At 60.2% G+C, this 26,351-nt stretch carries 23 protein-coding genes; 10 read left to right on the plus strand and 13 right to left on the minus strand.

What is annotated here, in order from left to right; all coding sequences use genetic code 11:
* Window positions 1-13: 13 nt before the first annotated feature.
* The 5 genes from ACWIKB_RS14625 to ACWIKB_RS14645 form a co-directional block, all read right to left on the minus strand.
* Window positions 14-862 (minus strand): ABC transporter permease, encoded by an 849-nt coding sequence (locus tag ACWIKB_RS14625; protein ID WP_054045098.1) that lies wholly within the window; start codon window positions 860-862, stop codon window positions 14-16.
* Complete coding sequence (locus ACWIKB_RS14630; RefSeq protein ID WP_403019777.1) at window positions 859-1,770, minus strand: ABC transporter permease; 912 nt, start codon at window positions 1,768-1,770, stop codon at window positions 859-861. Before ACWIKB_RS14630 ends, ACWIKB_RS14625 begins: the two co-directional genes overlap by 4 nt.
* A 188-nt stretch (window positions 1,771-1,958) precedes the next feature.
* Window positions 1,959-3,062, minus strand: a complete 1,104-nt coding sequence (locus ACWIKB_RS14635; RefSeq protein ID WP_475267659.1) for an ABC transporter substrate-binding protein — start codon at window positions 3,060-3,062, stop codon at window positions 1,959-1,961.
* A gap of 218 nt (window positions 3,063-3,280) precedes the next feature.
* A complete protein-coding gene (locus tag ACWIKB_RS14640; RefSeq protein ID WP_475267660.1) occupies window positions 3,281-4,729 on the minus strand; it encodes an aldehyde dehydrogenase family protein in 1,449 nt (482 codons plus the stop codon).
* Window positions 4,726-6,363 carry a 5-guanidino-2-oxopentanoate decarboxylase gene (locus ACWIKB_RS14645; RefSeq protein WP_475267661.1) on the minus strand — a complete coding sequence of 546 codons (1,638 nt, stop codon included), beginning with the start codon at window positions 6,361-6,363 and terminating at the stop codon, window positions 4,726-4,728. Before ACWIKB_RS14645 ends, ACWIKB_RS14640 begins: the two co-directional genes overlap by 4 nt.
* 159 nt (window positions 6,364-6,522) lie before the next feature.
* Between ACWIKB_RS14645 and ACWIKB_RS14650 the strand changes: the two genes are divergently transcribed.
* Window positions 6,523-7,404: a LysR substrate-binding domain-containing protein gene (locus tag ACWIKB_RS14650; RefSeq protein WP_475267662.1), complete on the plus strand. Its 882-nt coding sequence runs from the start codon at window positions 6,523-6,525 to the stop codon at window positions 7,402-7,404.
* A 194-nt stretch (window positions 7,405-7,598) separates the two neighbouring features.
* Here the strand turns inward: ACWIKB_RS14650 and ACWIKB_RS14655 are convergent, their stop codons facing one another.
* Both ACWIKB_RS14655 and ACWIKB_RS14660 read right to left on the minus strand, forming a co-directional pair.
* Window positions 7,599-8,213, minus strand: a complete 615-nt coding sequence (locus ACWIKB_RS14655; RefSeq protein WP_475267663.1) for an NAD(P)-dependent oxidoreductase — start codon at window positions 8,211-8,213, stop codon at window positions 7,599-7,601.
* A gap of 180 nt (window positions 8,214-8,393) precedes the next feature.
* Window positions 8,394-9,275 (minus strand): MBL fold metallo-hydrolase, encoded by an 882-nt coding sequence (locus ACWIKB_RS14660; RefSeq protein WP_475267664.1) that lies wholly within the window; start codon window positions 9,273-9,275, stop codon window positions 8,394-8,396.
* Window positions 9,276-9,615: 340 nt separating this feature from the next.
* On the opposite strand from ACWIKB_RS14660, the gene ACWIKB_RS14665 reads away from it, so the two are divergent.
* Window positions 9,616-10,521: a LysR family transcriptional regulator gene (locus tag ACWIKB_RS14665; protein WP_475267665.1), complete on the plus strand. Its 906-nt coding sequence runs from the start codon at window positions 9,616-9,618 to the stop codon at window positions 10,519-10,521.
* Between the two features lie 355 nt (window positions 10,522-10,876).
* Complete coding sequence (locus tag ACWIKB_RS14670; protein WP_475267666.1) at window positions 10,877-11,053, plus strand: hypothetical protein; 177 nt, start codon at window positions 10,877-10,879, stop codon at window positions 11,051-11,053.
* A gap of 9 nt (window positions 11,054-11,062) precedes the next feature.
* Here the strand turns inward: ACWIKB_RS14670 and ACWIKB_RS14675 are convergent, their stop codons facing one another.
* Window positions 11,063-11,959: a helix-turn-helix domain-containing protein gene (locus ACWIKB_RS14675; RefSeq protein WP_475267667.1), complete on the minus strand. Its 897-nt coding sequence runs from the start codon at window positions 11,957-11,959 to the stop codon at window positions 11,063-11,065.
* 188 nt (window positions 11,960-12,147) lie between these two features.
* Here ACWIKB_RS14675 and pobA point away from each other — a divergent pair, with 188 nt between their 5' ends.
* Window positions 12,148-13,332, plus strand: coding sequence for a 4-hydroxybenzoate 3-monooxygenase (gene pobA, locus ACWIKB_RS14680; RefSeq protein ID WP_475267866.1), 1,185 nt, complete (start codon window positions 12,148-12,150; stop codon window positions 13,330-13,332).
* A 79-nt stretch (window positions 13,333-13,411) separates the two neighbouring features.
* Entirely contained in the window at window positions 13,412-14,929 is a 1,518-nt protein-coding gene (locus ACWIKB_RS14685; protein ID WP_475267668.1) for an MDR family MFS transporter, read from the plus strand.
* A 135-nt stretch (window positions 14,930-15,064) separates the two neighbouring features.
* Here the strand turns inward: ACWIKB_RS14685 and ACWIKB_RS14690 are convergent, their stop codons facing one another.
* From ACWIKB_RS14690 to ACWIKB_RS14705, 4 genes are all read right to left on the minus strand, one after another.
* On the minus strand, window positions 15,065-15,913 hold the full coding sequence (locus tag ACWIKB_RS14690) for a cache domain-containing protein (RefSeq protein ID WP_475267670.1): 849 nt from the start codon (window positions 15,911-15,913) through the stop codon (window positions 15,065-15,067).
* 276 nt (window positions 15,914-16,189) lie between these two features.
* On the minus strand, window positions 16,190-17,029 hold the full coding sequence (locus tag ACWIKB_RS14695; RefSeq protein ID WP_475267671.1) for an ATPase: 840 nt from the start codon (window positions 17,027-17,029) through the stop codon (window positions 16,190-16,192).
* A gap of 119 nt (window positions 17,030-17,148) precedes the next feature.
* Window positions 17,149-18,141, minus strand: coding sequence for an NAD-dependent epimerase/dehydratase family protein (locus tag ACWIKB_RS14700; RefSeq protein ID WP_475267672.1), 993 nt, complete (start codon window positions 18,139-18,141; stop codon window positions 17,149-17,151).
* Between the two features lie 54 nt (window positions 18,142-18,195).
* Entirely contained in the window at window positions 18,196-19,089 is an 894-nt protein-coding gene (locus ACWIKB_RS14705) for a LysR family transcriptional regulator ArgP (protein WP_475267674.1), read from the minus strand.
* A gap of 96 nt (window positions 19,090-19,185) precedes the next feature.
* Between ACWIKB_RS14705 and ACWIKB_RS14710 the strand changes: the two genes are divergently transcribed.
* The 3 genes from ACWIKB_RS14710 to ACWIKB_RS14720 all read left to right on the plus strand — a co-directional run bounded on the left by ACWIKB_RS14710 (window position 19,186) and on the right by ACWIKB_RS14720 (window position 20,969).
* Window positions 19,186-19,587: an ACT domain-containing protein gene (locus tag ACWIKB_RS14710; protein ID WP_475267676.1), complete on the plus strand. Its 402-nt coding sequence runs from the start codon at window positions 19,186-19,188 to the stop codon at window positions 19,585-19,587.
* Between the two features lie 6 nt (window positions 19,588-19,593).
* A complete protein-coding gene (locus tag ACWIKB_RS14715; protein ID WP_475267678.1) occupies window positions 19,594-20,196 on the plus strand; it encodes a LysE/ArgO family amino acid transporter in 603 nt (200 codons plus the stop codon).
* Window positions 20,197-20,372: 176 nt separating this feature from the next.
* The gene (locus ACWIKB_RS14720) at window positions 20,373-20,969 is read left to right on the plus strand and encodes a superoxide dismutase (RefSeq protein WP_475267680.1); all 597 of its coding nucleotides are present in this window, start codon (window positions 20,373-20,375) and stop codon (window positions 20,967-20,969) included.
* A gap of 177 nt (window positions 20,970-21,146) precedes the next feature.
* Here the strand turns inward: ACWIKB_RS14720 and ACWIKB_RS14725 are convergent, their stop codons facing one another.
* Complete coding sequence (locus ACWIKB_RS14725) at window positions 21,147-21,413, minus strand: DUF6124 family protein (protein ID WP_475267681.1); 267 nt, start codon at window positions 21,411-21,413, stop codon at window positions 21,147-21,149.
* 1,269 nt (window positions 21,414-22,682) lie between these two features.
* On the opposite strand from ACWIKB_RS14725, the gene ACWIKB_RS14730 reads away from it, so the two are divergent.
* Both ACWIKB_RS14730 and ACWIKB_RS14735 read left to right on the plus strand, forming a co-directional pair.
* Window positions 22,683-24,734 carry a putative bifunctional diguanylate cyclase/phosphodiesterase gene (locus ACWIKB_RS14730; protein ID WP_475267683.1) on the plus strand — a complete coding sequence of 684 codons (2,052 nt, stop codon included), beginning with the start codon at window positions 22,683-22,685 and terminating at the stop codon, window positions 24,732-24,734.
* A 209-nt stretch (window positions 24,735-24,943) separates the two neighbouring features.
* On the plus strand, window positions 24,944-26,296 hold the full coding sequence (locus ACWIKB_RS14735; RefSeq protein ID WP_475267684.1) for an imelysin family protein: 1,353 nt from the start codon (window positions 24,944-24,946) through the stop codon (window positions 26,294-26,296).
* Window positions 26,297-26,351 lie beyond the last annotated feature (55 nt).

Genomic DNA, 26,351 nt, shown 5'->3' on the forward strand with positions numbered 1-26,351 from the left:
TGCACCTCAAGAATCAGAACGAAACGCCACCTTCACCAACCAGCTTCTCCAACGCCCAAATCAGGACGAAGTCGATCAGCACGATCAGCACGGCAAACGAGAAAACAGTAGGGTCGAGCGAAGACACGGTGCGGCTGTACATCCAGATCGGCACGGTCATGACATCGATGGTGTAGAGGAAATAGGTCACGGTGAATTCGTTGAACGAGACGATGAACGCCAGCAGCATCCCCGCCAGAATCCCCGATTTCATCAGCGGCACCACCACATCGACAATCGCCCGGGTCGGCGACGCGCCGAGCATTTGCGCGGCTTCTTCGACTTCACTACCGATGGAGAGCATCGCCGCCGTGCAGTTTTTCACCACGAACGGTAACGCCAGGATCACGTGGGCAATCACCAGCCGCGACGTGGTGATCTGGAACGGCAGGCTGTCGAACACCAGCAGCAGCGCCAGGCCCAACACCACCATCGGGAACACCAGCGGCAACGACATCAATTGCAGGGCCACGGCTTTGCCACGGAACTCGCAACGGGTCAGTGCGTAAGCCGCCGGCACTGCGATGATCGTGGCGAAGACCATGGTCAGGCACGCCACCATCAGGCTGGTGGTCATGGCTTTGCCGAGGCTCAGCACATCGCTGGCGTCCGGCGAGACAAAGGTGTGCCAGGCCGCGCGATACCATTGCAGGCTGTAGCTGCTGGGCGGGAAGTCGAGGTTCGACGCGCCGCTGAACGACATCACGATCATCGTCAGGATCGGCAACACCGCCAGCAGCAGGATAAAGCCCGACAGGATGCCGGCGAATTTGCCGGTTTCGCCCGGCAGCAAGCCATAACGTTTCTTGGTCAACGTACTCATTGCGAAGCCTCCAGCATGCGCCGACGACGGCCCGTGATGTATTCGGACAAGGTCATGATCGCCAGCGTCGTGACAATCAACACCACACCGGCAGCGGACGCGGCGGGCCAGTTCATCAGCGGGGCGATCTGGTCATGCACCATCACCGCCAGCATCGGCACCCGACGGCCACCGAGCAGCAAAGGCACGACGAAGCTGCTGGCGTTGTAGGCGAACACCAACGTCGCGCCGGTGATGATCCCCGGCAAGCTCATCGGCAACACCACTTGACGGAACACCTGGAAGCGACTGGCACCGAGGGTCGCGGCGGCTTCTTCATAGGTCCGCGCAACACCGCGCATGGCGCTGGCAATTGGCAACACGGCCAACGGGAACGCGGTTTGCACCAGGCCCATCAACACGCCGTTCTGGTTGTACAGCAGCATGATCGGGCGCTTGATCAGCCCCAGGCCCAGCAGTGCCTGATTGAGCATCCCGGCCGGGCCGAGAATCACCAGCCAGCCGTAGCTTTGCAGCAGCAGGTTGACCAGCAACGGCAGCAACACCGCCGCGAGGAAAATCCGCCGTACAAACGGCGAGGTCAGGCGCGACATGGTGTAAGCCACCGGGATCGCCAACAGCACCGCGATCACCGCGCTGAACAACGCCAGGCGCAGGGTCAGCATCAGGGATTTGAGGTAGTAGGGTTCGAGCAACTGCGCGTAACTGGCCAGGCTGAACCCGGTCCACTCCGCGCCTTTGGTGCCGACGCTCATGCGCAGCACCAGCAGGCTCGCGGCAATCAGCACGCCGAGAAACAGCATCGACGGCGACAGGAATAACCAGGCGCGGGTGGTCGGCGACACACCCCGGCGCGAAGGCGCTGGCGCGGCGGCGACCGGATGAGTCAGATGGGGTTGGTGTTCCATAGCAAGGGTCTCGTCAATGGAAGATCAATTGCGCAACGATGCCGAAGTGCTAACCCGATCCCTGTAGGAGCTGCCGAAGGCTGCGATCTTTTGATCCTGATCTTTTCCAAGCCATATCAAGATCAAAAGATCGCAGCCTTCGGCAGCTCCTACAGGGGGATTCGGTGCCGCTTCAGACCTTGCGCAGATCAGGAAGAAAAGATTTCCGTGTAGCGACGAATCCATTGGTCATGCACGGTGGCCAGGAAGGCGTTGTCGTGCATGATCGCCTTGTCGGCAATCTGCTCTGGCGTAAGGATGTACGGGCTCTTGCGCGCTTCGGCGGAGATGATTGCCTTGGCGTTGACCGGGCCGTTGTAGATGTCTTCGGCCATCTTGCCCTGCACCAGTGGGTCCAGGGAGTGGTTGATGAAGGCGTAGGCCAGGTCGGTGTCGCCCGGACGATTCTTCGGCATTACCGAGAGCATCAGGTCGGTGTAGAAGCCTTCCTTCATGCCGAACGTGGCGCCGAGGCCGTAGTTCGGATCGCGGATCTGTTTCGGGAAAAACGCCGGGGCGTAGAGGCCGCCCATGTCCAGGGAACCGGTGCGGAACAGCTCGGCAATCTGGTTCGGGTTTTCACCCAACGTGACAACGCGATCCTTCAACTCGGCGAGTTTCTTGAAGCCCGGCTCGATGTTGTGTTCGTCACCACCGGCCAGTTTGGCGGCGATGATGATCAGGTCCATCGCTTCGGTCCAGTTCGGCGGCGGCAGGAAAATGTTCGGGGCCAGTTCGGCATCCCACAGCGCGGCATAGCTGGTTGGCGCTTCGGTCTGGGTGCGGGTGCTGTAGACCAGGCTGTTGCACCACAACAGGTAACCGATGCCATGACCGTTGGCGCCAGTGCGGTATTTCTCCGGCACGTCCACCAGGTTCGGGATGCGGTTGAGGTCGGGTTTTTCCAGCAAGTCGGCGGCGGCCAAGCCTTCGGCGCCGACACCAGCGAGGGTGATGATGTCGTACTGCGGACGATCACCGCCGGCCTTGAGTTTGGCGACCATTTCCGAGGTGCTGCCGGTACGGTCAGCGATGACCTTGCAGCCGTACTTGGCTTCGAAGGTCGCCGCGATGTTGCGCAGCGCCGCCAGCCCGGTGTCATCGGACCAGGTCAGCAAACGCAGGGTCTTGCCCTGGAAACGGGTGTCGCTGGCATTGGCACGGATGAAGGGCATGCTCATGGCCGCCGCTGCAACCGAAGCCACGCCCACGGTTTTGATGAATTGACGTCTGTTCAGATCATGCTGGCCCATGAAGGACTCCCTTTGTTTTTGTAAGTATGAGGTTGGTCGCAACCGTTGCATCCGCGCGGTCAGATCTGCGTCAACCCCCCGTATTCAAGGGGTTTGAGCTGAGCCGACGGGTTCATCCTGAGGTCGTGCAAAACACCTGACTATCGATAAAAACTCATTGAAGCCATGACGCCAGCGCATGCCTCATCGGGAGGCATGCGCTCACCTTTTTCGAGCGTCTACACCGCTCGAATCACGTGTTTGATTTCCTGGAAAGCCTGCAAACCCCACGGCCCCAACTCGCGGCCGATGCTGCTCTGTTTGTAGCCACCCCAAGCGGTCTGCGGAAAGATCACTTGCGGCGCGTTGATCCACACGAGGCCCGCCTGCAGGGCGTTAGCGACCCGATCTGCCGCTTCGGTGTCACGGCTGACCACGCTGGCCACCAGGCCGAACTGACTGTCGTTGGCCAAGGCAATCGCCTCGGCTTCGGAAGCAAAACTGCGCACGCAAATCACTGGCCCGAAAATCTCTTCACACCACAACGCACTGTCGAGGGGCACTTCGGTGAAGATCGTCGGCTGCAAAAAATATCCGCGCGGCAAGTCGGCCGGACGGTTGCCGCCGCAAATCAGCTTGGCGCCACTGCTCAAGCCACGATCGATGTGACCAAGCACACGCTGGTATTGCGCCTGATTGACCAGTGCGCCCATTTCCACGTTCGGGTCGAACGGGTCAGCCACCCGAATCGCTTCGGCGCGGGCCTGCAAGCGAATGAGGAATTCATCCGCCAGTTCATCGGCGACCAGCACACGGCTGGTGGCAGAACACATCTGCCCGGCGTTGAAGAAACCACCGCCGCAAGCGACTTCAACGGCCAGTTCGATGTCGGCGTCCTTGAGCACCAGCAGCGAGGATTTACCGCCCAGTTCCAGGCTTACGCCCTTCACGGTTTCGGCGGCGCGCTGCATCACCTGGACACCCACTGCGTTACTGCCGGTGAAGGAAATCTTGGCGATGCGCGGGTCCGACGACAGAGGCGCACCGACCGCCAGGCCTGTACCGCAGACCAGGTTGAATACACCCTTGGGTAAGCCAGCCTCGGCGATGATCGCGGCCAGTTCCAGCTCTGGCAACGGCGTGACTTCCGACGGTTTGAGCACCACGCAGCACCCGGCAGCCAGAGCCGGGGCGAGTTTCCAGGCGGTGGTGACCATCGGGAAATTCCACGGCACGATCAGGCCCACGACACCGCAGGGTTCACGGCGCAGGCGTGCGCTGAAGTCGTCGCTTGGCAATTCGACACTGCTGTCCTGCTTGGCATCCAGCCCTTCGGCCAGACCGGCGTAGTACTCGAACGTGGCGATCACGTCGTCGACGTCGATGGCCGCTTCGAACAGTGGCTTGCCGTTGTTGCTCGATTGCAAATGCATCAGTTGTTCGCGACCCGCCGCCACGCCAGCGGCGATGCGGCGCAGGATCGCGCCGCGTTCGCTGCCGGTGGTTTTCGACCAGTCCTTGAAGGCAAGGGTCGCGGCGTTGACGGCTTGATCGACAGCTTTTTCATCGCCGCCATTTACGGTGGTCAACAGGGCTTCGGTGGCCGGGTTGATCACGCGCAAGTGTTCTTGACCAGCGGACCATTGGCCGTCGATGTACAGGCCGTCGAGGGTGGTTGGAAAACTCATTTCGACACCGCCTTCATCCACTGGGTCTGGTCGATTTCGATCAGGGTCGGACCTTGACGATCCGTGGCGGCGCGCAGGGCACTGCGCAGTTGCTCGACACCGTTGACGGCTTCGGCGGCGCAGCCCAAGGCCTTGGCCACACCGATGAAGTCCGGGGTGTAGATGTCCACGCCCACCGGTTCGATGGCGCGGTTGACCATGTACTTTTTGATTTCTTCGTAGCCCTGGTTATTCCACAGCAGGACGATCACCGGCGTGCGTGCTTCCACGGCGCTGGCCAGTTCCGGCAGGGTGAATTGCAGGCCACCGTCGCCGATCAGGCACACAACAGGAGGACGCGAACCGCCCTCGACGCTGCCGCCGAGCCAGGCACCAATTGCTGCCGGCAAGGCGTAACCGAGGGTGCCGTAACCGGTGGACGAGTTGAACCAGCGGCGCGGACGCTCCGGGTTGAACGTCAGGTTGCCGGTGTACACCGGTTGGGTTGAATCGCCGACGAACACGGCGTTGGGTAATTCGTGGAGAACGGTTTCGAGGAAACGGGTCTGGGCCAATGTTGGCGCATCCCAGGTCGCGGCCAATTCTTCACGCAAGCGCGCGGCACGCACCTGGCCCCAATCATTGCGGCGCTCAGCCAGAGACTTGTGGGACAAGGCACTGAGCAAGGCTTGGGCGGCGTTACGCGAGTCGGACACCAGCGCCACGTGCGGCGGGTAGTTGCGCACGGTCTGGTCCGGGTCGATGTCGACGCGCAGCAGTTTGCCAGGGATTTCGAAGCCGCCGGCGAAGGTCACGTCGTAATCGGTTTCGGCCAGTTCGGTGCCGATGGCCAGCACCACGTCGGCCTCGGCCACCAGGGCACGGGTGGCGACCAGGCTTTGGGTCGAACCGATCAGCAGTGGGTGATTAGATTCCAGCATGCCTTTGGCGTTGATGGTCAGCGCGACCGGCGCGTCGAGCAGTTCAGCCAGTTCAGTCAGTTCGGCGGCAGCCTCGATGGCGCCGCCACCGGCCAGGATCAGCGGGCGTTTGGCGCTGGCCAGCAATTCGGTCATGCGCGAAACGGCAGCCGGCGCGGCACCGGCACGGTCGATGTTGACCGGGACGCTGGCGAGCAGGTCGTCGGCATCTTCCACCAACACGTCCAACGGAATTTCGATATGCACCGGGCGCGGACGACCAGCCTGGAACAGCGCGAACGCACGGGCCAACACGCCCGGCAATTCCGACGCAGACATCAGGGTGTGGGAGAACGCCGCCACGCCACCGACCAGTGCGCTTTGGTTCGGCAGCTCATGCAGCTTGCCGCGACCGCCGCCCAACTGGTTGCGAGTCTGTACGCTGGAGATCACCAGCATCGGGATCGAATCGGCATACGCCTGTCCCATCGCCGTGGTGATGTTGGTCATGCCTGGGCCGGTGATGATGAAGCACACACCCGGTTTGCCGCTGGTGCGTGCGTAGCCGTCGGCCATGAAACCGGCGCCCTGTTCGTGACGCGGAGTGACGTGGTTGATGCTCGAACGGGCCAGCCCGCGATACAACTCAACGGTATGCACCCCCGGAATGCCGAACACCTGCTCGACCCCGTAGTCTTCGAGTAACTTGACCAATACTTCGCCGCACGTCGCCATGTCTTTGCCCTTCTTGTTCGTTTGAGACGCCGGGCCTGCGCAGTGTTTATGATGCGAAGGCAAGCCCAGGGATGGCCTCATTGGAACGGGCGACACGTAGCCGCAACAATGGATAAAAAGTCATACTAGCCATGTCCTCACGTCATACCTTGGGTCCTCATGAAACGACTGCCTCCCCTGCCCGCCCTGCACACTTTTCTGATCACGGCGCAGTGCTGCAACTTCACCCGGGCCGCCGAGCAGTTGCACATCACCCAGGGCGCGGTGAGCCGACAGATCGCCGGGCTGGAAGATCATCTGGGTTATGAGTTGTTCATTCGACAGGCCCGCGGCCTCGATTTAACCGCTGAAGGACGCGAGTGGCTGCCACGGGTGCAGCAGATTTTCGGCTTGATCGGCGAGGCGGTGGAACAGATCGGCGCCAAGCGTGAAACCCTGCAACTCAAGGCCCCGACCTGTGTCATGCGCTGGTTGTTGCCACGCCTGATGCAATGGCAGAAGGAACGCCCGGACGTGCCGGTGGAACTGACCACGACGGTGCGCCACGGCGTGGATTTTCATCGCGAGCAGTTCGATGCGGCGGTGATCTATGGCGTACCACCGGAGACGTCACTGGCGTCCCATCGGCTGTTCGACGAGCAACTGACGCCGGTGTGTTCCAAGCCGTATCTCGAAGGACCGGTGCCGTTGCAGGCGCCGGAAGATCTGGAACAACACATGCTGCTGCACCCGACCCGCGACGAACGGGACTGGAAAGCGTGGCTGGCCAGCGCCGATGTGCACTTGAACAATGTCAGCAAGGGTCAGCACTTTGAAACGCTGGATCTGGCGATGTCGATGGCGTCCCAGGGCACGGGTGTGGCGATTGGCGATTGGTCGTTGATCGGCGACGATTTGAGCGCCGGGCGACTGGTCATGCCGTTTGAATTGAAGGTGAAAACCGGGTTGGGGTATTACCTGGTACTGCCGCAGAAGCCGACACCTTCGCCGAAGTTGCAGGAATTGTTGGGGTGGTTGGTGGAGCAGGCCGCCATACGCTGATCGTTCCCACGCTCCGCGTGGGAATGCAGCCCGGGACGCTCCGCGTCCCATCAACAGCCGAACGCAGAGCGTCCGAAGAGGCATTCCCACGCAGAGCGTGGGAACGATCAAGCTTCGCGAGCAGGCTCGCTTCCACAGGGAAATGCATTCCAATGTGGGAGCGAGCCTGCTCGCGAATGATTTCAGCCGCGCTATCAATACCCCACAGCAAACCGCTGCCGCGAATGCTTCGGCGCTTCCACTTCATCCAGCAGCGCAATCGCATAATCGGCAAAGGTAATCCAGCTGCGCCCTTGCGCACTCACCAGCAAATCATCCTTGCCGATCCGAAACTTGCCGGTGCGCTCACCTTCAACAAACTCCGCCGACGGCGACACAAACGTCCAGTCCAGTTCCTGCTCCTGACGCAGATTCTCCAGGAACACAGCACCGGCACTGGCCTCAGCCTTGTACGCCTGCGGGAAACCTTCGCTGTCGATCACGCGACCGCCATTGGGCAGCAACAACGAACCGGCACCACCTACCACCAGCAACCGTTTGACCCCGGCCTTTTTCACCGGCCCGATCACGGCGCTGGCCGGCAGGGTCGAGAAATGCGCGGCGCTGATCACCACGTCATGACCGGCAACGGCGGCCTGCAGTGCTTCGGCATCCAATGCATCGACATTCTTGCTGACCACACCGACACGCTGGCCGATTTTCGAGGTGTCGCGGGCGATGGCGGTAACGCTATGACCGCGACGCAGGGCTTCTTCCAACAGTTGGCTACCGGCACGACCGGTGGCACCGATGATTGCGATTTTGCTCATGACGTTCTCCAGTTGGGTAGGTGTGTCAGTTTCGCTTAACTTGCTCACGAACACGGTCCTGTAGGAGCTGCCGCAGGCTGCGATCTTTTGATCTTGATCTTCTCCAAACAACATCAAGATCAAAAGATCGCAGCCTGCGGCAGCTCCTACGGGATCAAGTGCGTTCTGTGAAGCTGCGGGTTACCACTTCATCTCGCCCTTCGCGACTTTGGCGCTCAGCTCCAGCGAGCTTTCTTCGCCCAGGGTCGGGTAGCGCTTCTTCATCGCCGCAATCAGTTCAGCAGAATTTTTCGCCTTGGCAGTTTCTTCGTCGAAGGCCTTGATGTACTCGGCGGTGAACTGCACAGCCGCCAGAGACCGAGCGCTCTCACCCAGGTAGTGACCCGGCACGATGGTTTTCGGTTTCAGGGTTTCGATCGAATGCAGCGTCGTCAGCCAATCGGCATGGGACTGCGCGGTCTGTGTGTCCGCCATCCACACATGGATGTTTTCCGCGACAACCACACCACCGACCACAGCCTTGATCGACGGAATCCACACGAAGCTGCGATCCGGCTGCTTGCCGTCCAGGCCGATCACCTGCAATTTCTGCCCTTCGAGCACCAGGCTGTCGCCCTTCAGCACGCCCGGCACGATGGTTTTGGCCGGCACGTCAGCGCCCATTTTCGGGCCCCAGAACGCCAGTTTGCCGTCGACTGTTTGCTTGATGTGGTCCACGGTCGGCTGCGAGGCCAGCACTTTGGCGTTCGGGAACGCAGCGGTCAGGGTGTCGAGGCCGAAGTAGTAATCCGGATCACCGTGGCTGATGTAGATGGTGGTCAGTTGCTTGCCGCTGGCGCGGATCTTCTGCACCACTTGCTCGGCCTGGGATTTGCCGAACTGTGCGTCCACCAGGATCGCGTCTTTCTCGCCGCTGACCAGTACCGACGTCACCGGGAAAATCGCCTTGTCGCCTGGGTTGTAGACATCCAGGGTCAGGGTCGAAGCGGCTGCGGCGTGGGCCGCGAAACCGAGGGTGGCGGTTGCCAGGAGAATGCGCTTGATTGCGGTGAAACCGATCATCTATAGCTCCGTTATCGATGGCCAGGATTGGCCGATGGCTCTGTCCCTGTAGGAGTTCTGCAGGAGCTGTGTAGGAGCTGTGTAGGAGCTGTCGAGTGAAACGAGGCTGCGATCTTTCCAGGTTCACTTGAGCCTCAAGCGAAAGATCAAAAGATCGCAGCCTCGTTTCACTCGACAGCTCCTACAAGTCCTACAAGTCCTACAAGTCCTACAAGTCCTACAAGTCTTACAAGTCCTACGAGGTTCTACCGAGTGCCTACAGGGGATAGAGCTTAGTTGCCAAACTCAGTACAAAAAATGCGATGCTTGAACATAGTTTGTTTCTAAAAGTGGGCAAATCATGGATCGGCTTCAAGCAATGCAAGTGTTTGTCGCGGTGGTGGACCTGGGCAGCCAGTCGGCGGCGGCCGATCACCTGGACCTGTCGCGGCCCGTGGTGTCGCGCTATCTGGCGGAGCTGGAGGATTGGGTCGGCGCCCGGCTGATGCACCGCACCACGCGCAAGCTGAGCCTGACGGCGGCAGGCAGCGAAATCCTGCCGCGCTGCCGGCAGATGCTCGATCTGTCCACGGACATGCAAGCCGCCATCAGCGAACCGGACGAGGCGCCCCGTGGTCTGCTGCGGATCAGCGTCAGCACTTCGTTCGGCCAGGCACAACTGGCGGACGCCATGGCCGCTTACGTCAAGCGTTACCCCGGCGTCAGCATCGACATGCAGATGATCGACCGCACGGTGAACCTGGTGGACGAACGCATCGACCTGGCGATCCGCACCAGCAACGACCTCGACCCGAACCTGATCGCCCGCCGTCTGACGGTGTGCCGCTCGGTGATCTGCGCCTCCCCGGCTTACCTGGAAGAACACCCGACGCCGCAACGGGTCGAGGACTTGAGTCAGCACAACTGCCTGACCCACTCCTACTTCGGCAAAAGCCTCTGGCATTTCGAGCAGGACGGCGAGCAGGTGTCGGTGCCAGTGCAGGGCAACATCAGCGCCAACGAGGCCAGCACCCTGCTACGCGCGACCATGGCCGGTGCCGGCGTGGCAATGCTGCCCAGCTACCAGGCCGGCGTGCACATCCACAGCGGCGAACTGATCCGCCTGTTGCCCCACGCCGAACCCCGGCAGATGAACATGTACGCGGTCTACGCCTCCCGCAAGCACATGCCGTCGACGATGCGCAGCATGCTGGACTTCCTGGTGCTCAGATTCCCCGAAGAACCTGCCTGGGATATCGGACTATAAGAAGATCAATGTGGGAGCGAGCCTGCTCGCGAAAGCGGTGGATCAGTCAACATCAGTGTTGAATGAATAATCGCCTTCGCGAGCAGGCTCGCTCCCACAATGGGCTGGCGGAATGAATGCCATCCCCCTAAACCCAAAAATCCCCCTGTGGGAGCGGGCTTGCTCGCGAAGGCGTAGTGTCAGTCGATATCAATTTTGTCTGACACACCGCTTTCGCGAGCAAGCCCGCTCCCACATGGGGGATATCAGTGTTCTGAATATCGGGTTACATCCATGACCCGACTGGCTGGCAACTCATGAGCGCTGACCTATGCTGAAAGAAGTACCCCCGGGTATTCGTTCAGAGGTCAACGCCATGAACATCAGAACAAGAAGATACCTCGCCATTTTCCTCACCTGCGCGGCGACGCTGGCGCTGTACGGCACCGCGGCCTGGCGGGTCGAGCAACTGCGAAACCTGCCCCGTGAGTTTGCGAGCTGCAACTACGAACGCTGCATTCCCCACAGCGCGACCCTCAACGCCCTTCGCTAACGAAGCGCGTCAGGCCTCGCTGTCCTGATCGGCCTTCAAACGGTCGCGGAAGGCCTTGGGCGAGATCCCCACCCGGCGTCGGAACAGACGCGTGAAGTTGGTCGGATCGGAAAACCCCAACACGTCGGACATTTCATAAATGGTCATGCTGGTATAGGTCAGCAGGCGCTTGGCTTCCAGCAACTGCCGCTCGTGCATGATCTGCAACGCCGGTTGCCCCGCCAGTTCACGGCACGTGCCGTTGAGGTGGGACACGGAAATCCCCAGCCGATGAGCCAGGTCCTCGACCTTGACGTGCTGGCGATAGGTCTCTTCCACCAGTTGAATAAAGCCGTTGAGGTATTCCCTGGCGCGCTGCGGCCGCTGGCTGGCGCTACGGCGCTGGATCACCTGGCGGCTGACCCAGACCATGATCACGCTGACCAGTGAATGCATGAGCATTTCCCGGGCAGGTTGATGGCCGGTGTATTCGTTTTGCAGCGCCGCAAACAGACTGTTTAGGTACTCGCTGTCCTTACCCGCCGGATAGCTTTCGGCCTGCGCCAGGGCGTTCACCGAGTTACCCAGTTGTGACTGCAAATGCGCCACCAGCGGCGCGGCGAGGGTCACGACGAAACCTTCAACGTCCTCGGAAAAGCGATAACCATGCACCGACAGCGGCGGCAGGATCAGCATCGCCGGATCGGTCAGTTGCGTGCGTTTACCTTCGATTTCAAGCTCTGCCTGACCTTTGAAGACGAAGAGTAACTGGCACAAATCAGCATGGCGGTGGGGTTTGATTTCCCATTGATGTTCGCGGCTGCGTTTGGAAATGGTTTCACAGTGCAACAAGTCGGGGGTCGGCCAGTCCAGGCTTTCACCGTAGAGCTTGAACACCGGAATCGAAGGCAGGTCAGGCTTGTTCATCACTTCAATCCAGGCCTCGAGGTAGACGGGGCGATAATCGCACCGATTGGCGAAATGTACAGGTATCGGCTCAGTTTTCACCTTCAATTGACAGACTCGCGAGGGAAAAATGCAAGCACTCGATCCATAAAAATTATTCACCGGCCCTGGTCGCGTGAAGCTTGCGAGTCATAAAAACAATGAAAACGCTGAAAACCCAAATCGCCATCATTGGCGCCGGTCCGTCCGGTTTATTGCTCGGCCAATTGCTGCACAACGCCGGAATCGACACCGTCATTCTCGAACGCCAGACACCCGATTATGTACTCGGCCGAATCCGCGCCGGCGTCCTCGAACAAGGCATGGTAGAGCTGCTGCGCCAGGCCGGCGTGGGTCAGCGCATGGACGCCGAAGGGTTGGTGCATGGCGGCTTCGACCTGGCCCTCGATGGCCGCCAGGTGCACATCGATCTGCAGGCCCTGACCGGCGGCAAAACCGTGATGATCTACGGCCAGACCGAAGTCACCCGCGACCTGATGGCCGCCCGTCGGGACGCTGGCGCACGGACGATTTATCAAGCGAGCAACGTCGTCCCCCACGGCATGAAAACCGATGAAACCTTTGTCACCTTCGACAAGGACGGTGAGACCTATCGCCTCGATTGCGATTACATCGCCGGCTGCGACGGTTTCCACGGCGTGGCACGCCAGTCGATTCCCGCCGAGTGCCTGAAGGTGTTCGAGCGGGTTTATCCGTTCGGCTGGCTGGGGATTCTGGCCGATACCCCGCCGGTCCACGAGGAGCTGGTCTACGCTCGCCACGAACGCGGTTTCGCCCTGTGCAGCATGCGTTCGGCCACTCGCACCCGCTATTACCTCCAGGTGCCGGCCGAGGAGAAGGTCGAGGATTGGTCCGATCAGCGTTTCTGGGATGAACTCAAATCGCGCCTGCCCCAGGCGTTGGCGGACAAACTGGTCATCGGGCCGTCCATCGAAAAAAGCATCGCGCCGCTGCGCAGCTTTGTGGTTGAGCCAATGCAATACGGGCGAATGTTCCTGGTCGGCGACGCCGCACACATCGTCCCGCCCACCGGCGCCAAAGGCCTGAACCTGGCCGCCAGCGACGTCAGCACACTGTTCAATATTCTGCTGAAGGTTTATCGCGAGGGGCGTGTGGACTTGCTGGAGAAATACTCCGACATCTGCCTGCGCCGGGTCTGGAAAGCCGAGCGATTTTCCTGGTGGATGACCTCGATGCTGCATCGCTTCGACGAGCACGATGCCTTCACCCAGCGCATCAGCGCCTCGGAGCTGGACTACTTCGTCAACTCCGAAGCGGGCCGAAAAACCATTGCAGAAAATTACGTCGGCCTTCCGTATGAGGCTATCGAATAGCTTGCTATCGACTTACACTGGCGAGCATTCCCGTCCGTAGTGTTCCTGGCGGGTCAATCACTGCCCGCAGGTTTTACCCGTGACCAATCTGAACCAGCCTGACACGCCAAAACCGGCCATCCGCAGTGTGTTGATCGCCCTGATGCTGGCGATCTTTCTCGGTGCGCTGGACCAGACCATCGTCGCCGTGTCGATGCCGGCCATTTCCGCGCAGTTCAAGGATGTCAGCCTGTTGGCCTGGGTGATTTCCGGCTACATGGTGGCGATGACCGTGGCGGTGCCGATCTACGGCAAGCTCGGCGATCTGTACGGTCGGCGCAAGTTGATGCTGTTCGGCATGGGGCTGTTCACCATTGCCTCGTTCTTTTGCGGCATGGCCCAGAGCATGGAGCAATTGGTGCTGGCGCGGATCATTCAGGGCATCGGCGCCGGCGGGATGATTTCGGTCAGCCAGGCGATCATTGGCGACATCGTCCCGCCCCGGGAGCGCGGCCGTTATCAGGGCTATTTCAGCAGCATGTATGCGGTGGCCAGCGTCGCCGGCCCGGTGCTCGGCGGGTACATGACCGAGTACCTGTCGTGGCGCTGGGTGTTCCTGATCAACCTGCCGCTGGGTCTGGGCGCGTGGCTGGTGGCCAATCGAACGTTGGTGGGGCTGCCAGTGCCGCAGCGCAAACCGATCATCGATTACCTCGGCACGGTGCTGATGATCATTGGCTTGACCGCGCTGTTACTCGGCATCACTCAGGTCGGCCAGGGTCACTCGTGGCGCAGTGCCGAAGTGCTCGGTTTGCTCGGCTGCGCGGTGTTGGTGTTGGCGGTGTTCGTCTGGCATGAGCGGCGGGCGCGGGAGCCGTTGCTGCCGATGCACTTGTTCGCCAATCGCAATGCGATCTTTTGCTGGTGCACGATCTTCTTTACCAGTTTCCAGGCGATTTCCCTGATCGTGCTGATGCCGCTGCGCTTCCAGAGCGTCACCGGCGCCGGGGCCGACAGCGCTGCGTTGCACCTGTTGCCACTGGCGATTGGTTTGCCGATTGGCGCCTATTTCGCCGGGCGCCGGACATCGGTGACCGGGCGCTACAAGCCGATGATCCTCACCGGCGCGCTACTGATGCCGCTCTCGATTCTCGGCATGGCGTTCAGCGCACCACAGGCCTTATTGATGAGCAGCCTGTTCATGTTGCTCAGCGGTATCGCCAGCGGCATGCAGTTCCCGACGTCACTGGTGGGTACGCAGAATTCGGTGGAACAACGGGACATCGGCGTCGCCACCAGCACCACCAACCTGTTCCGCTCGCTGGGCGGCGCGGTGGGGGTGGCGTTGATGTCGGCGTTGCTACTGGCGTTGTTGCAGGATTCAAGTTTCGCCCACCTGAGCGGCTCGGCGCTGATTGGCGAGGGGCATTCGGGGAATGTGTTGCTGGATGGTTTGAACGCCGCGCCGGGGGATGCGAAGGACGCCTTGCGTGCGGAGTTGCTGCTGACGTTCCGGCATTTGCTGATGGTCAGTGCGGCGGTGTCGTTGTTGGGGTTGGCGGCGGCGATTGCGATGCCGAACAAGGTGTTGCGGGGGCGCGAGGATAAGGTTCGATAGTTAGACCGAGTCGCCTGTATTCGCGAGCAAGCCCGCTCCCACATTTGATCTCTGTCGTACACAAAATCTGTGACCACTGGAGATCCACTGTGGGAGCGGGCTTGCTCGCGAAAGCGGTCTATCAGGCCCTACGATTCAAGGGCTGTAATAACCCACTGCTACCAGAAAATGCCCAACCTTCTTCAGGTAGGCATGCTTATCCTCAACTTTGCCGGTCACCGGGTTCTTCCAGCGGTATTCGTATTCCCCCTGATCCTGCTTGGCGATCAACGCCAGAATCGGCTCGCCCACGGGTTTGCCTTCCGGGTCGTTGACCTTGCTGAAGTCGGTATTGATCAGTCTCAGATTAGTGCCATGGGCGACGTAGCGCTGGTTATCCAGGTCCACCACGAACACATACAGATCGTCCTGCAAGTACCCGCCCTTGAGGGAATTGATCGCCGTCAGCGTGCCCTTCTCGTCCTTGCCCAAGTCGATGGCCGCTTTATTCAGCAAAGCCATCGCCTGCTCCGCCGATGCCCGGGGTACGTAATAACCGACCGCCAGAATCCGCTGGCCGATGCGCTGATAGAACACGTGCTTGCGTTCGACCTTGCCGTCGGCCCAGTTCTGCCAGCGGTATTCGGCCTGCTGGATGCCGTTGCCTTCCGGTACTTTCAAGGCGTCCTTGAAGGCTTTCTGCAAATCAGGTGGCAGCGTCTCGGACACATCACGCCCGATCAACGCCGAGGACGGCCCACCGCTGGCGAGCATCACTCCCTTGGTGTCGACCACAAAGACGTAACGGTCCTTGTCGACAAACTCGCCCTGACGACTGAACGCCGCGAACGCCTTGTCACCGTTGTCGTGGTAATACGCCAGGGCTTTTTCCAGCAAGGCCCGAGCGGCCTGGCCGTCATCCTTTGCTGCCGTGGCTGCCTGAGCCTGACCCAGGCTCAGCAACAGCATCCCTACCAGCCAGGTCATCTTGTGCACAAACCCCATAGCGCATCCCTCGTTCTTGTTGATGTTTCAAGAGCGTAGACGGGTTGGGGATATGTATGGATATTCAGCTGAGCGTGGTTTGCGGGTGGTGCATTGAGCTTTTGTGGCGAGGGGGCTTGCCTGTGGCGAGGGAGCTTGCTCCCGCTGGAACGCGAAGCGCTCCCCAGCAGTGGACCAGACACACCGCGCTCTCAGGTTTTGCGACTGCTGCGCAGCCGAGCGGGAGCAAGCTCCCTCGCCACAGAAGCCCGCCCGCCACAAAAGTGGTGTGCCGGGCTATTTCGCCCGGGCGTTGATCTGTTGTTGCAGGTTCTGGATCTGCGCTTGCAGGGTGTTGAGGTTGCGAGTGGTCTGGGCGCGGAAGGCGTCGAACTCGGCGGTGTTGGCTGCGCTTGGGGCGACGGCGGCCGGGCGATTGTCCTGCTCGCTTTTGAGCACAACGATTTCCTGTTCCAGACGATCGATCGCGACAGTCGGATTGCCCTGTTTCTTCAGCGCCGCGATGTCGGCGTTGAGGTTTTTCAGCTCGGCGTCGACTTTGCTGGTGTCAGCCGGGGCGCTTTTCAGGGCAGTCAGTTCATCGCTCAGGGTTTTGACCTGAGTCTGCAACTGCGTGTTGGCAGCGGCTTGCGCGGTGGTCTGCGCAGTCATTTGTGCCAGGCGTTTGTCCAGGTCGCTGGTCTGGCCAACAACACCTTGCTGTGCCTGACTCTGATCCTGAAGTTTGCTTTCCAGTTGTTTGATCTGCAGTTTCAGCGCTTCGCTGTCGCTGTTGACGTTGGACTGACTGGCGACCACCTTGCCGGAAATATCCTGCAGGCGCCCCGCCGCCTCCTCACTGATCCGCGCGAAACTTTCCTGCGTCGCCACCAGTTGCTGCTCCATCAGCGAAATCTGCTGAAAGCTCCACCAGGCCAGGCCCGCGCAGGCAAAAAACAACGCGCCGACCAGTGCCCACAACGGACCGGTGCTGGCGCTTTTGACTTTGACTGCGGGTACCGGGCGCGAATGCACGGTGGTGCGAACGGTAGGCGGGAAATCATCGTCATCGAGGGGGTCGGCACGCAGGCTCGGTACATCGTCGAAGTCGTCGTTGGCATCGTTACGCATGGACATTGAGGCAACCTTTGTGAAACGCGGTGATGGCTTGATGCGGCGAAGTATAACCCCCACTGCCGCTGTGATTGACCCTCAACCCTGCACTCGGTTCAGTGTCGGGACAGGTCCTGCGCCACTTAGCGAATATCCTGAGCCTTCCACCAGCCACAGAATTCATCGAGGGCACTCCACAGGCTGACTTTTGGATCGTAGTCCAGATAATGCCGGGCGCGACTGATGTCCAACGTGAAATTTTTGTTCATCACTTGCATGCCCAAGCGCGACAGCGTCGGCTCGGGACGCCCCGGCCAGAGTTTGCACACGCCTTCGTTGAGCGCCGCGACGCTGTAGGCCAGGCCGTAAGAGCGATAACGAGTGACCTGAGGAACGTCCATTTTGCGCATCACGTAATTGACCACGTCCCACAACGGCACCGGTGTTCCGTTGCTTATGTTGTAAGCCTTGCCCAGCGCCGAACCGCTGGCCAGCAGACTGCTGAGCAACGCTTCGTTGAGGTTTTGCATGCTGGTGAAATCGACCTTGTTCAGCCCATTGCCGACAATCGCCAGACGCCCCTTGCGCTGCATCTTCAACAGCCGCGGAAAGATGCTCATGTCGCCGGCGCCAGTGACGAAACGTGGGCGCAGGGCGATGGTTTCGAGACCGAACTCCTGAGCACCGAAGACCTTTTGCTCAGCGAGGAATTTGGTCGCGGCATAGTGATGCTTGAAGCGTTTAGGCACTTGCTCTTCGGTCAGGCCCAGATGATCGCGGCCATCGAAGTAGATCGATGGCGACGACAAATGCACCAGGCGTCGAACCCGCTGCTTCAAACAGGCTTCGACCACGTTTTCGGTGACCTGGACGTTGCCCAGGTGAAAGTCCTGATAACGCCCCCACAACCCGACGGCGCCGGCGCAATGCACCACGGCTTCGACGTCCGAGCACAGGTCGCGCACCAGCTCCGGGTCGCTCAAATCACCCTGGATAAATTCGGCGCCACGGCGCACCAGGTGCTCGACGCCCTCGGCCCGGCGACCGTTGACCCGTACGTCCAGGCCCTGCTCCAGGGCGAAACGCGCAAAGCGCCCGCCAATGAAGCCGCTTGCGCCGGTGACCAGAATTTTCATGTAGAGCTCCGATGTCTTTCGTTTTGCGTAATGCGTGAGTCTTGACGCCGCCCGTCAGTCCAACGGCACCAGCCATTGCTTCGACGAACGTACCAATTGGTCAGTCAGTAAACCCAGTAACTGACCGCCATTGCGCCAATGATGCCAGTACAGCGGCACATCGATCGGCTTATCTGGCAAAAGCTCTACCAAAACACCGCGTTGCAGCTGTTCGCGCACCTGCAACTCCGGCACCAGCCCCCAACCCAGCCCCGCTTCCGTGAGGCGGATAAAGCCTTCGGACGATGGGCATAAATGGTGCTCGAAACCGCCGTCTACACCCAAGGACGCGAGGTAGCGATGCTGTAGGAAATCGTCCGGGCCAAACACCAGCGCCGGTGTGCGAGGCAACAGTTCGGCGCGCACACCTTCGGGAAAGTGCCGGGCAATGAACGCCGGGCTGGCCAACGCCCGATAGCGCATGGCGCCCAACAACACGCTGCGGGCACCGGCCACCGGGCGTTCGCTGGCGCAGACGCACGCCGCCACTTCACCGGCGCGCATGCGTTTAAGGCCCACGGTCTGGTCTTCCACCACCAGGTCCATCAACAGGTGTTGCTCGGCGCAAAAGTCTCCCACCGCATCGGCCCACCACGTGGCGAGGCTGTCGGCGTTCAGGGCGATGCGCAGGCGTTCCGGCAAACCTTCTTCGTCCAGCGCCGGCACCAGCGTCAACAAATCCCGCTCAAGCAAGCGCACCTGCTGCACATGGTTGAGCAATCGCCGACCGATTTCAGTGGGCGCTGGCGGCGTCGCCCGCACCAACACCGGTTGGCCAATCCGCGCCTCCAGCAGCTTGATGCGCTGGGAGATCGCCGATTGCGACAAACCCAGCACTTGGGCGGCGCGTTCGAATCCGGCCTGCTCGACCACGGCGGCCAAGGCAGAAAGCAATTTATAGTCGAACATCAGTTTTCCTAATGAGCGATCAGCACTATTGGTTTTTCTTATACAGCTTGGCGCTGGAGAATGGCCAGCAAGAACTTTTGAACAAGGAATACCGACATGGCTGGCGAAACGTCATTGGCAACCCTGCTGCGCAGCATGAGCCCACAACTCAACGTCGGCGAATTCGTGTTTTGCACCTCGCCCGACACCACGCTGCCGGCGGGGCTGGAGATCATCGGCAGCTTTCGCGAACAGGAAGGCCTGACCGTCATTATGGAAAAATCCCACGCCGAAAAAGCCGGTTTCAGCTTCGATTACGTCGCCGCGTGGATCACCTTGAATGTGCACTCGGCCCTCGAAGCCGTCGGCTTGACCGCCGCGTTCGCCACGGCATTGGGCAAGGCCGGGATCAGCTGCAACGTGATCGCCGGCTACTACCACGACCATTTGTTCGTCGGCCAGGCCGATGCCGAACGGGCCATGCAGGTACTTCGGGACCTGGCAGCCAACGCGGAGTAGATAACCATGTGGCAAAGCTATGTAAACGGTCTGTTGGTCGCTGCGGGGCTGATCATGGCGATCGGCACCCAGAACGCGTTTGTGCTGGCGCAAAGTCTGCGGCGTGAGCATCACTTGCCGGTCGCGGCGCTGTGCGTCGTCTGCGATGCGCTGCTGGTGGCTGCAGGCGTATTCGGTCTGGCGACCGTGCTGGCCCATAATCCGACACTGCTGGCGGTGGCGCGTTGGGGCGGTGCGGTGTTTCTGATTTGGTACGGCAGCCAGGCGTTGCGTCGGGCCTGCTCGAAACAGAGCCTGCAACAGGGCGAAAACCAGACCGTGCGTTCGCTGCGGGCGGTGATGCTCAGCGCCTTGGCGGTAACGTTGCTGAACCCGCACGTTTATCTGGATACCGTGTTGCTGATCGGCTCTCTGGGGGCACAACAAACCGAGCCGGGGGCCTATGTCGTCGGCGCAGCGAGTGCTTCGCTGCTGTGGTTTTTCACCTTGGCGCTGGGCGCCGCATGGCTGGCTCCGTGGCTGGCGCGCCCGAGCACCTGGAGGATTCTCGACCTGCTGGTGGCGGTCATGATGTTTACTGTAGCGATTCAACTCATCACGTCAGCCTGAATATTCCAAAAGGCTCTGGAACCTCTATTCCACACAGTTGTTGCGTGGTTATGCCGCACCCCCGGTGCTATGATCCGGTTCGATGCGCCGCAAAGAGTACAAACTCCCCGGCGCTTGTCTGGCCGCCCGTGATCGGCCTTGCGCTCACCGCAACTGACCTGATTAGGAGAATCATCATGGCTTTCGAATTGCCGCCGCTGCCCTACGCACACGATGCCCTGCAGCCGCACATTTCCAAGGAAACACTGGAATACCACCACGACAAGCACCACAACACCTACGTCGTGAACCTGAACAACCTGGTGCCAGGCACCGAGTTCGAAGGCAAGACCCTGGAAGAAATCGTTAAATCTTCTTCGGGCGGTATCTTCAACAACGCCGCTCAGGTCTGGAACCACACCTTCTACTGGAACTGCCTGGCGCCAAACGCCGGCGGTCAACCTACCAGCGCACTGGCTGAAGCCATCAACGCAGCCTTCGGTTCGTTCGACAAGTTCAAAGAAGAATTCAGCAAAACCTCCATCGGCACCTTCGGTTCCGGCTGGGGCTGGCTGGTGAAAAAAGCTGACGGTTCCCTGGCCCTGGCCAGCACCATCGGCGCCGGCAACCCGCTGACCAACGGCGACACCCCGCTGCTGACCTGCGATGTCTGGGAACACGCTTACTACATCGACTACCGCAACGTTCGTCCGAAGTATGTCGAAGCGTTCTGGAACCTGGTCAACTGGAAATTCGTGGCTGAGCAGTTCGAAGGCAAAACCTTCACCGCTTAAGATCGATGCCCAAGAAAAAAACCCGGCTTAGGTCGGGTTTTTTTATGGGCGTTGGAAATGTGTTGTCTGGTCGGGCGCCTTCGCGGGCAAGCCCGCTCCCACAGGGGGAATGCATTTCAACAGTGGGAACGGGGCTTGCTCGCGAAGAACGATGACGCGGTCAACCTGACTGAACGCCTATTGCTGCGGATCGACAATATCCAACGCCCGATTCACGGCCAACTCCGCCAACATCACGATCTGCGCGATAGCCAGCGCCGTATTACGTTGGGGACCTGTCAGGCCGGTGGCGAAATCACTGGCCAGGACACACGCGGAGGCCAATGACTCACAGGCATTTGCCAGGAGCGATTCGATGTCCATGTTTGGGGAAATCATGAACATGGGATTCGGGGGATGGGGGTTGGTGGGGTTGAAGGGCGGATCGGGGATTAACTTATCCATTGGAACTCCTGCTGGTAGTTGAAGCCATCCCACTCGCCGGATCTCAAGCGACGAAGAGGAGGCAGCTATGTGCAGGGTGAGATCACCGGTAGCAGGCACCCGGCCGGACCGAAGTCCGCCCGCACACAGCCGCCATAACGCATTTTCTGGCAGCAGATAAGCCGGCGCCAATTATGGTGATATTGGCACTGGATGCATACTAATTGCCGGGATCTCACACCCGGTCGCTGATGTTCAGCGACCGCCAAAAGGTTATTGAGCCCGCTTCCGACAGGCAACCTGAAAACCTCGTGGGAAAGTTCTACCGACTTCCTACACAGCAAAAACCCCTGTGGAAGTGAGCCTGCTCGCGATAGCGGTAAGTCAGCCAGATTGATATTGAATGCGCCGCCGCCTTCGCGAGCAGGCTCACTCCCACAGTGAATTAATGTGTGACAGGAAGAAACAGGTCGGCAGGAAGCCCGCCTTCGCAAGCAAGCCAGCTCCCACAATTGGACCGAGCACATCCGGGAGAGATAGGTCGGCTGGCAGGCCGCCTTCGCGGGCAAGCCTCGCTCCTACAGAAGCAGAAGCAGAAGCAGACGCAACCCAGCGCACACCGCCCCGCCCCTCACCACTCAACAGGCCGAGCGTTAGCTCGCCTGAAGCTCTTGATCTTGCTCTACCCGCCCCTTCGGGAGGCTGAGTGGAGGTGTTCATCTGGGGGTGGGCGCGCAGCGCCGTTCGACGAAGTCGAACACATCGAGAGGAGGTCGAAGCGAAGCCGACCGTAGGCGATGCCCCCAGATGGATACCGGAGCGAAGGAACGCCGAGCCTAAGCGAGGGGCCGGACGCTCGGGGCGAGCCTTTTTTTGCTTACTTTTTTTTGGCGTTTGAAAAAAAAGTGAGTCGCCGTAAGGGCGAAACCATAAGCCGCCGTTACCGCAGCAACGGATATGTACACAACCACCAAGAACATGGTCGGCCCAGAGGCCGCCAAGCCCCACCCGCCCAATCGCAATTTCCTACGATGAAACAAGCCAAGAGCCCCTTGCCCCCAAGCCACAGCGGACTAACATCAACCCAAAGGAAAAATAGTCCCGATCCCCCTCAAGTTGAAGGCCAAAACTACCGACACAGTACAAATAGGACAAACACTCAAAACAACAGCATATTGGCCAAGCTACAGGCAAAATCCCCTGAGCTGAATTGTCCCTTTGACTGCCATCACGGGATTGCCAATACTCATGGCAACTTGATGCTACCCGCACGGAACAAGGAATAACCCTTTGAAGCTGGAACTCAAGAACAGCTTGTCGGTGAAGTTGCTCCGGGTCGTGCTCCTGTCGGCATTGATCGTCGGCGTGGTCTTGAGCTGCGCGCAGATCGTTTTCGATGCCTATAAAACACGCCAGGCCGTGGCCGGCGATGCCCAGCGCATCCTCGACATGTTCCGCGACCCCTCGACCCAGGCCGTCTACAGCCTGGACCGGGAGATGGGCATGCAAGTGATCGAAGGCCTGTTCCAGGACGACGCCGTGCGCCAGGCCTCCATTGGCCATCCCAACGAAGCCATGCTCGCGCAAAAATCCCGCGAGCTGCAGCATTCCCATAGTCGCTGGCTGACCGACCTGATCCTCGGCCAGGAACGCACCTTCACCACTCAATTGGTGGGTCGTGGCCCCTACAGCGAGTATTACGGCGACCTGAGCATTACCCTCGACACCGCCACCTATGGCCAGGGATTCATCGTCAGCTCGGTGATCATCTTTATTTCCGGGGTATTGCGCGCCCTCGCCATGGGCCTGGTGCTGTACCTGGTCTACCACTGGCTGCTGACCAAGCCGCTGTCGCGGATCATCGAGCACCTGACCGAAATCAACCCAGACCGCCCCAGCGAACACAAGATTCCGCAGCTCAAGGGCCACGAAAAAAACGAACTGGGGATCTGGATCAACACCGCCAATCAGTTGCTCGAATCCATCGAGCGCAACACCCACCTGCGTCACGAAGCAGAAAACAGCCTGCTGCGCATGGCCCAGTACGATTTCCTCACCGGTCTGCCGAACCGCCAGCAATTGCAACAGCAACTCGACAAGATCCTGGTGGACGCCGGCAAACTGCAGCGCCGGGTCGCTGTGCTGGTCGTCGGCCTCGACGACTTCAAAGGCATCAACGAACAATTCAGCTACCAGACCGGCGACCAATTGTTGCTGGCCCTGGCCGATCGTCTGCGCGCCCACAGCGGTCGCCTCGGCGCCCTCGCCCGCCTCGGTGGCGATCAGTTTGCGCTGGTCCAGGCCGACATCGAACAACCTTACGAAGCGGCTGAACTGGCCCAAAGCATCCTCGATGATCTGGAAGCGGCGTTTGCCCTCGATCATCAGGAGATCCGCCTGCGCGCCACCATCGGCATCACCTTGTTTCCCGAAGACGGTGACAGCACCGAGAAGTTGCTGCAAAAAGCCGAGCAGACCATGACCCTGGCCAAGACTCGCTCGCGCAATCGCTATCAGTTCTATATCGCCAGCGTCGACAGCGAGATGCGCCGCCGCCGCGAACTGGAAAAAGACCTGCGCGATGCCCTGATCCGCGATCAGTTCTACCTCGTCTACCAGCCGCAGATCAGCTACCGCGATCACCGGGTGGTTGGCGTCGAAGCGCTGATTCGCTGGCAGCACCCCGAACACGGGCTGGTGCCGCCGGACCTGTTCATCCCGCTAGCCGAACAGAACGGCACCATCATTGCCATTGGCGAGTGGGTACTGGATCAGGCTTGCAAGCAATTGCGCGACTGGCATGACCAGGGGTTCGTTGACCTGCGCATGGCGGTGAACCTGTCCACCGTGCAACTGCACCACGCCGAGCTGCCGCGGGTGGTCAACAACCTTTTGCAAATCTACCGACTGCCACCCCGCAGCCTGGAACTGGAAGTCACCGAAACCGGCCTGATGGAAGACATCAGCACCGCCGCCCAGCATTTGTTGAGCCTGCGTCGCTCCGGCGCACTGATCGCCATCGACGACTTCGGCACCGGCTATTCGTCACTGAGTTATCTGAAAAGCCTGCCGCTGGACAAGATCAAGATCGACAAGAGCTTCGTCCAGGACCTGCTCGATGACGACGACGATGCAACCATCGTTCGAGCCATCATCCAGCTGGGCAAGAGCCTCGGTATGCAGGTGATTGCCGAAGGCGTGGAAACCGCCGAGCAAGAGGCCTACATCATCTCCGAAGGCTGTCACGAAGGTCAGGGTTACCACTACAGCAAACCACTGCCAGCGCGGGAGTTGAGCGCTTATTTAAAGCAGGCCCAGCGCAGTAACGCGGCTATTTTGTAAAAATCAAAAGATCGCAGCCTCGTGTCACTCGACAGCTCCTACAGAGTGCAACGAGGCTGCGATCTTTTGACCCACAACACCCCCACCCGCTAAATACGAAATATTTCCAAGCACAACCCTTTACACATAATGCGAAAGATTTGCATTATGTCGCAGTTTTGCGCGCCCACAGCGCCATTCCACCCCCTTACCGAAGCAGGATGTTCGCCATGATTCGTATGCCTCTGGCTACCGCCAGTCTGTTGGCCATCGCTATTTCCCTCGCCGGTTGCGGCGAAGGTAAAGACAAGACCGCCGCTGCGCCAACGCCTGCGCCGGCCGCCAGCACCACTGCTGCGGCCCCGGCTACTGCGCCAGCCGCTGCCGGTAAAGTCGACGAAGCCGCCGCCAAAGCCGTGGTCGCGCATTACGCCGACATGGTCTTCGCCGTTTACAGCGATGCCGAATCTACCGCGAAAACCCTGCAAACCGCCGTCGACGCCTTCCTCGCCAAGCCGAACGCCGACACCCTGAAAGCCGCCAAGGCTGCCTGGGTCGCTGCTCGCGTTCCTTACCTGCAGAGCGAAGTGTTCCGCTTCGGCAACACCATCATCGACGACTGGGAAGGCCAAGTGAACGCCTGGCCACTGGACGAAGGCCTGATCGATTACGTCGACAAGTCCTACGAACACGCACTGGGTAACCCGGGCGCTACCGCCAACATCATCGCCAACACTGAAGTTCAGGTCGGCGAAGACAAGGTCGACGTCAAAGACATCACCCCGGAAAAACTCGCCAGCCTGAACGAGCTGGGCGGTGCCGAAGCCAACGTCGCTACCGGTTACCACGCCATCGAATTCCTGCTGTGGGGCCAAGACCTGAACGGCACTGGCCCAGGCGCCGGCAACCGTCCTGCTTCCGACTACCTGGAAGGCAAAGGCGCGACTGGCGGTCACAACGATCGTCGCCGCGCTTACCTGAAATCCGTGACCCAATTGTTGGTCAGCGACCTGGAAGAAATGGTCGGTAACTGGAAGCCGAACGTGGCCGACAACTACCGCGCCACTCTGGAAGCCGAGCCTGCCGAGACCGGCCTGCGCAAAATGCTGTTCGGCATGGGCAGCCTGTCCCTGGGCGAACTGGCGGGCGAGCGCATGAAGGTTTCCCTGGAAGCCAACTCCCCGGAAGACGAACAGGATTGCTTCAGCGACAACACCCACAACTCGCACTTCTACGATGCCAAAGGCGTGCGTAACGTGTACCTGGGCGAATACACCCGCGTTGACGGCACCAAAATGACCGGCGCAAGCCTGTCGTCCCTGGTGGCCAAGGCCGACCCGGCTGCCGACACCGCACTGAAAGCCGACCTGGCCGCGACCGAAGCCAAGATCCAGATCATGGTTGATCACGCCAACAAGGGTGAGCACTACGACCAGTTGATCGCTGCCGGCAATACCGCAGGCAACCAGATCGTGCGTGACGCCATCGCGTCGCTGGTCAAGCAGACCGGTTCGATCGAACAAGCCGCTGGCAAACTGGGCATCAGCGACCTGAACCCGGACAACGCTGATCACGAATTCTGATCAACGCTGGCTGAGTGACTAAAGAGGCGACCTTCGGGTCGCCTTTTTCATGCCC

The sequence above is a fragment of the Pseudomonas sp. 5Vm1k genome (genome assembly GCF_056161485.1).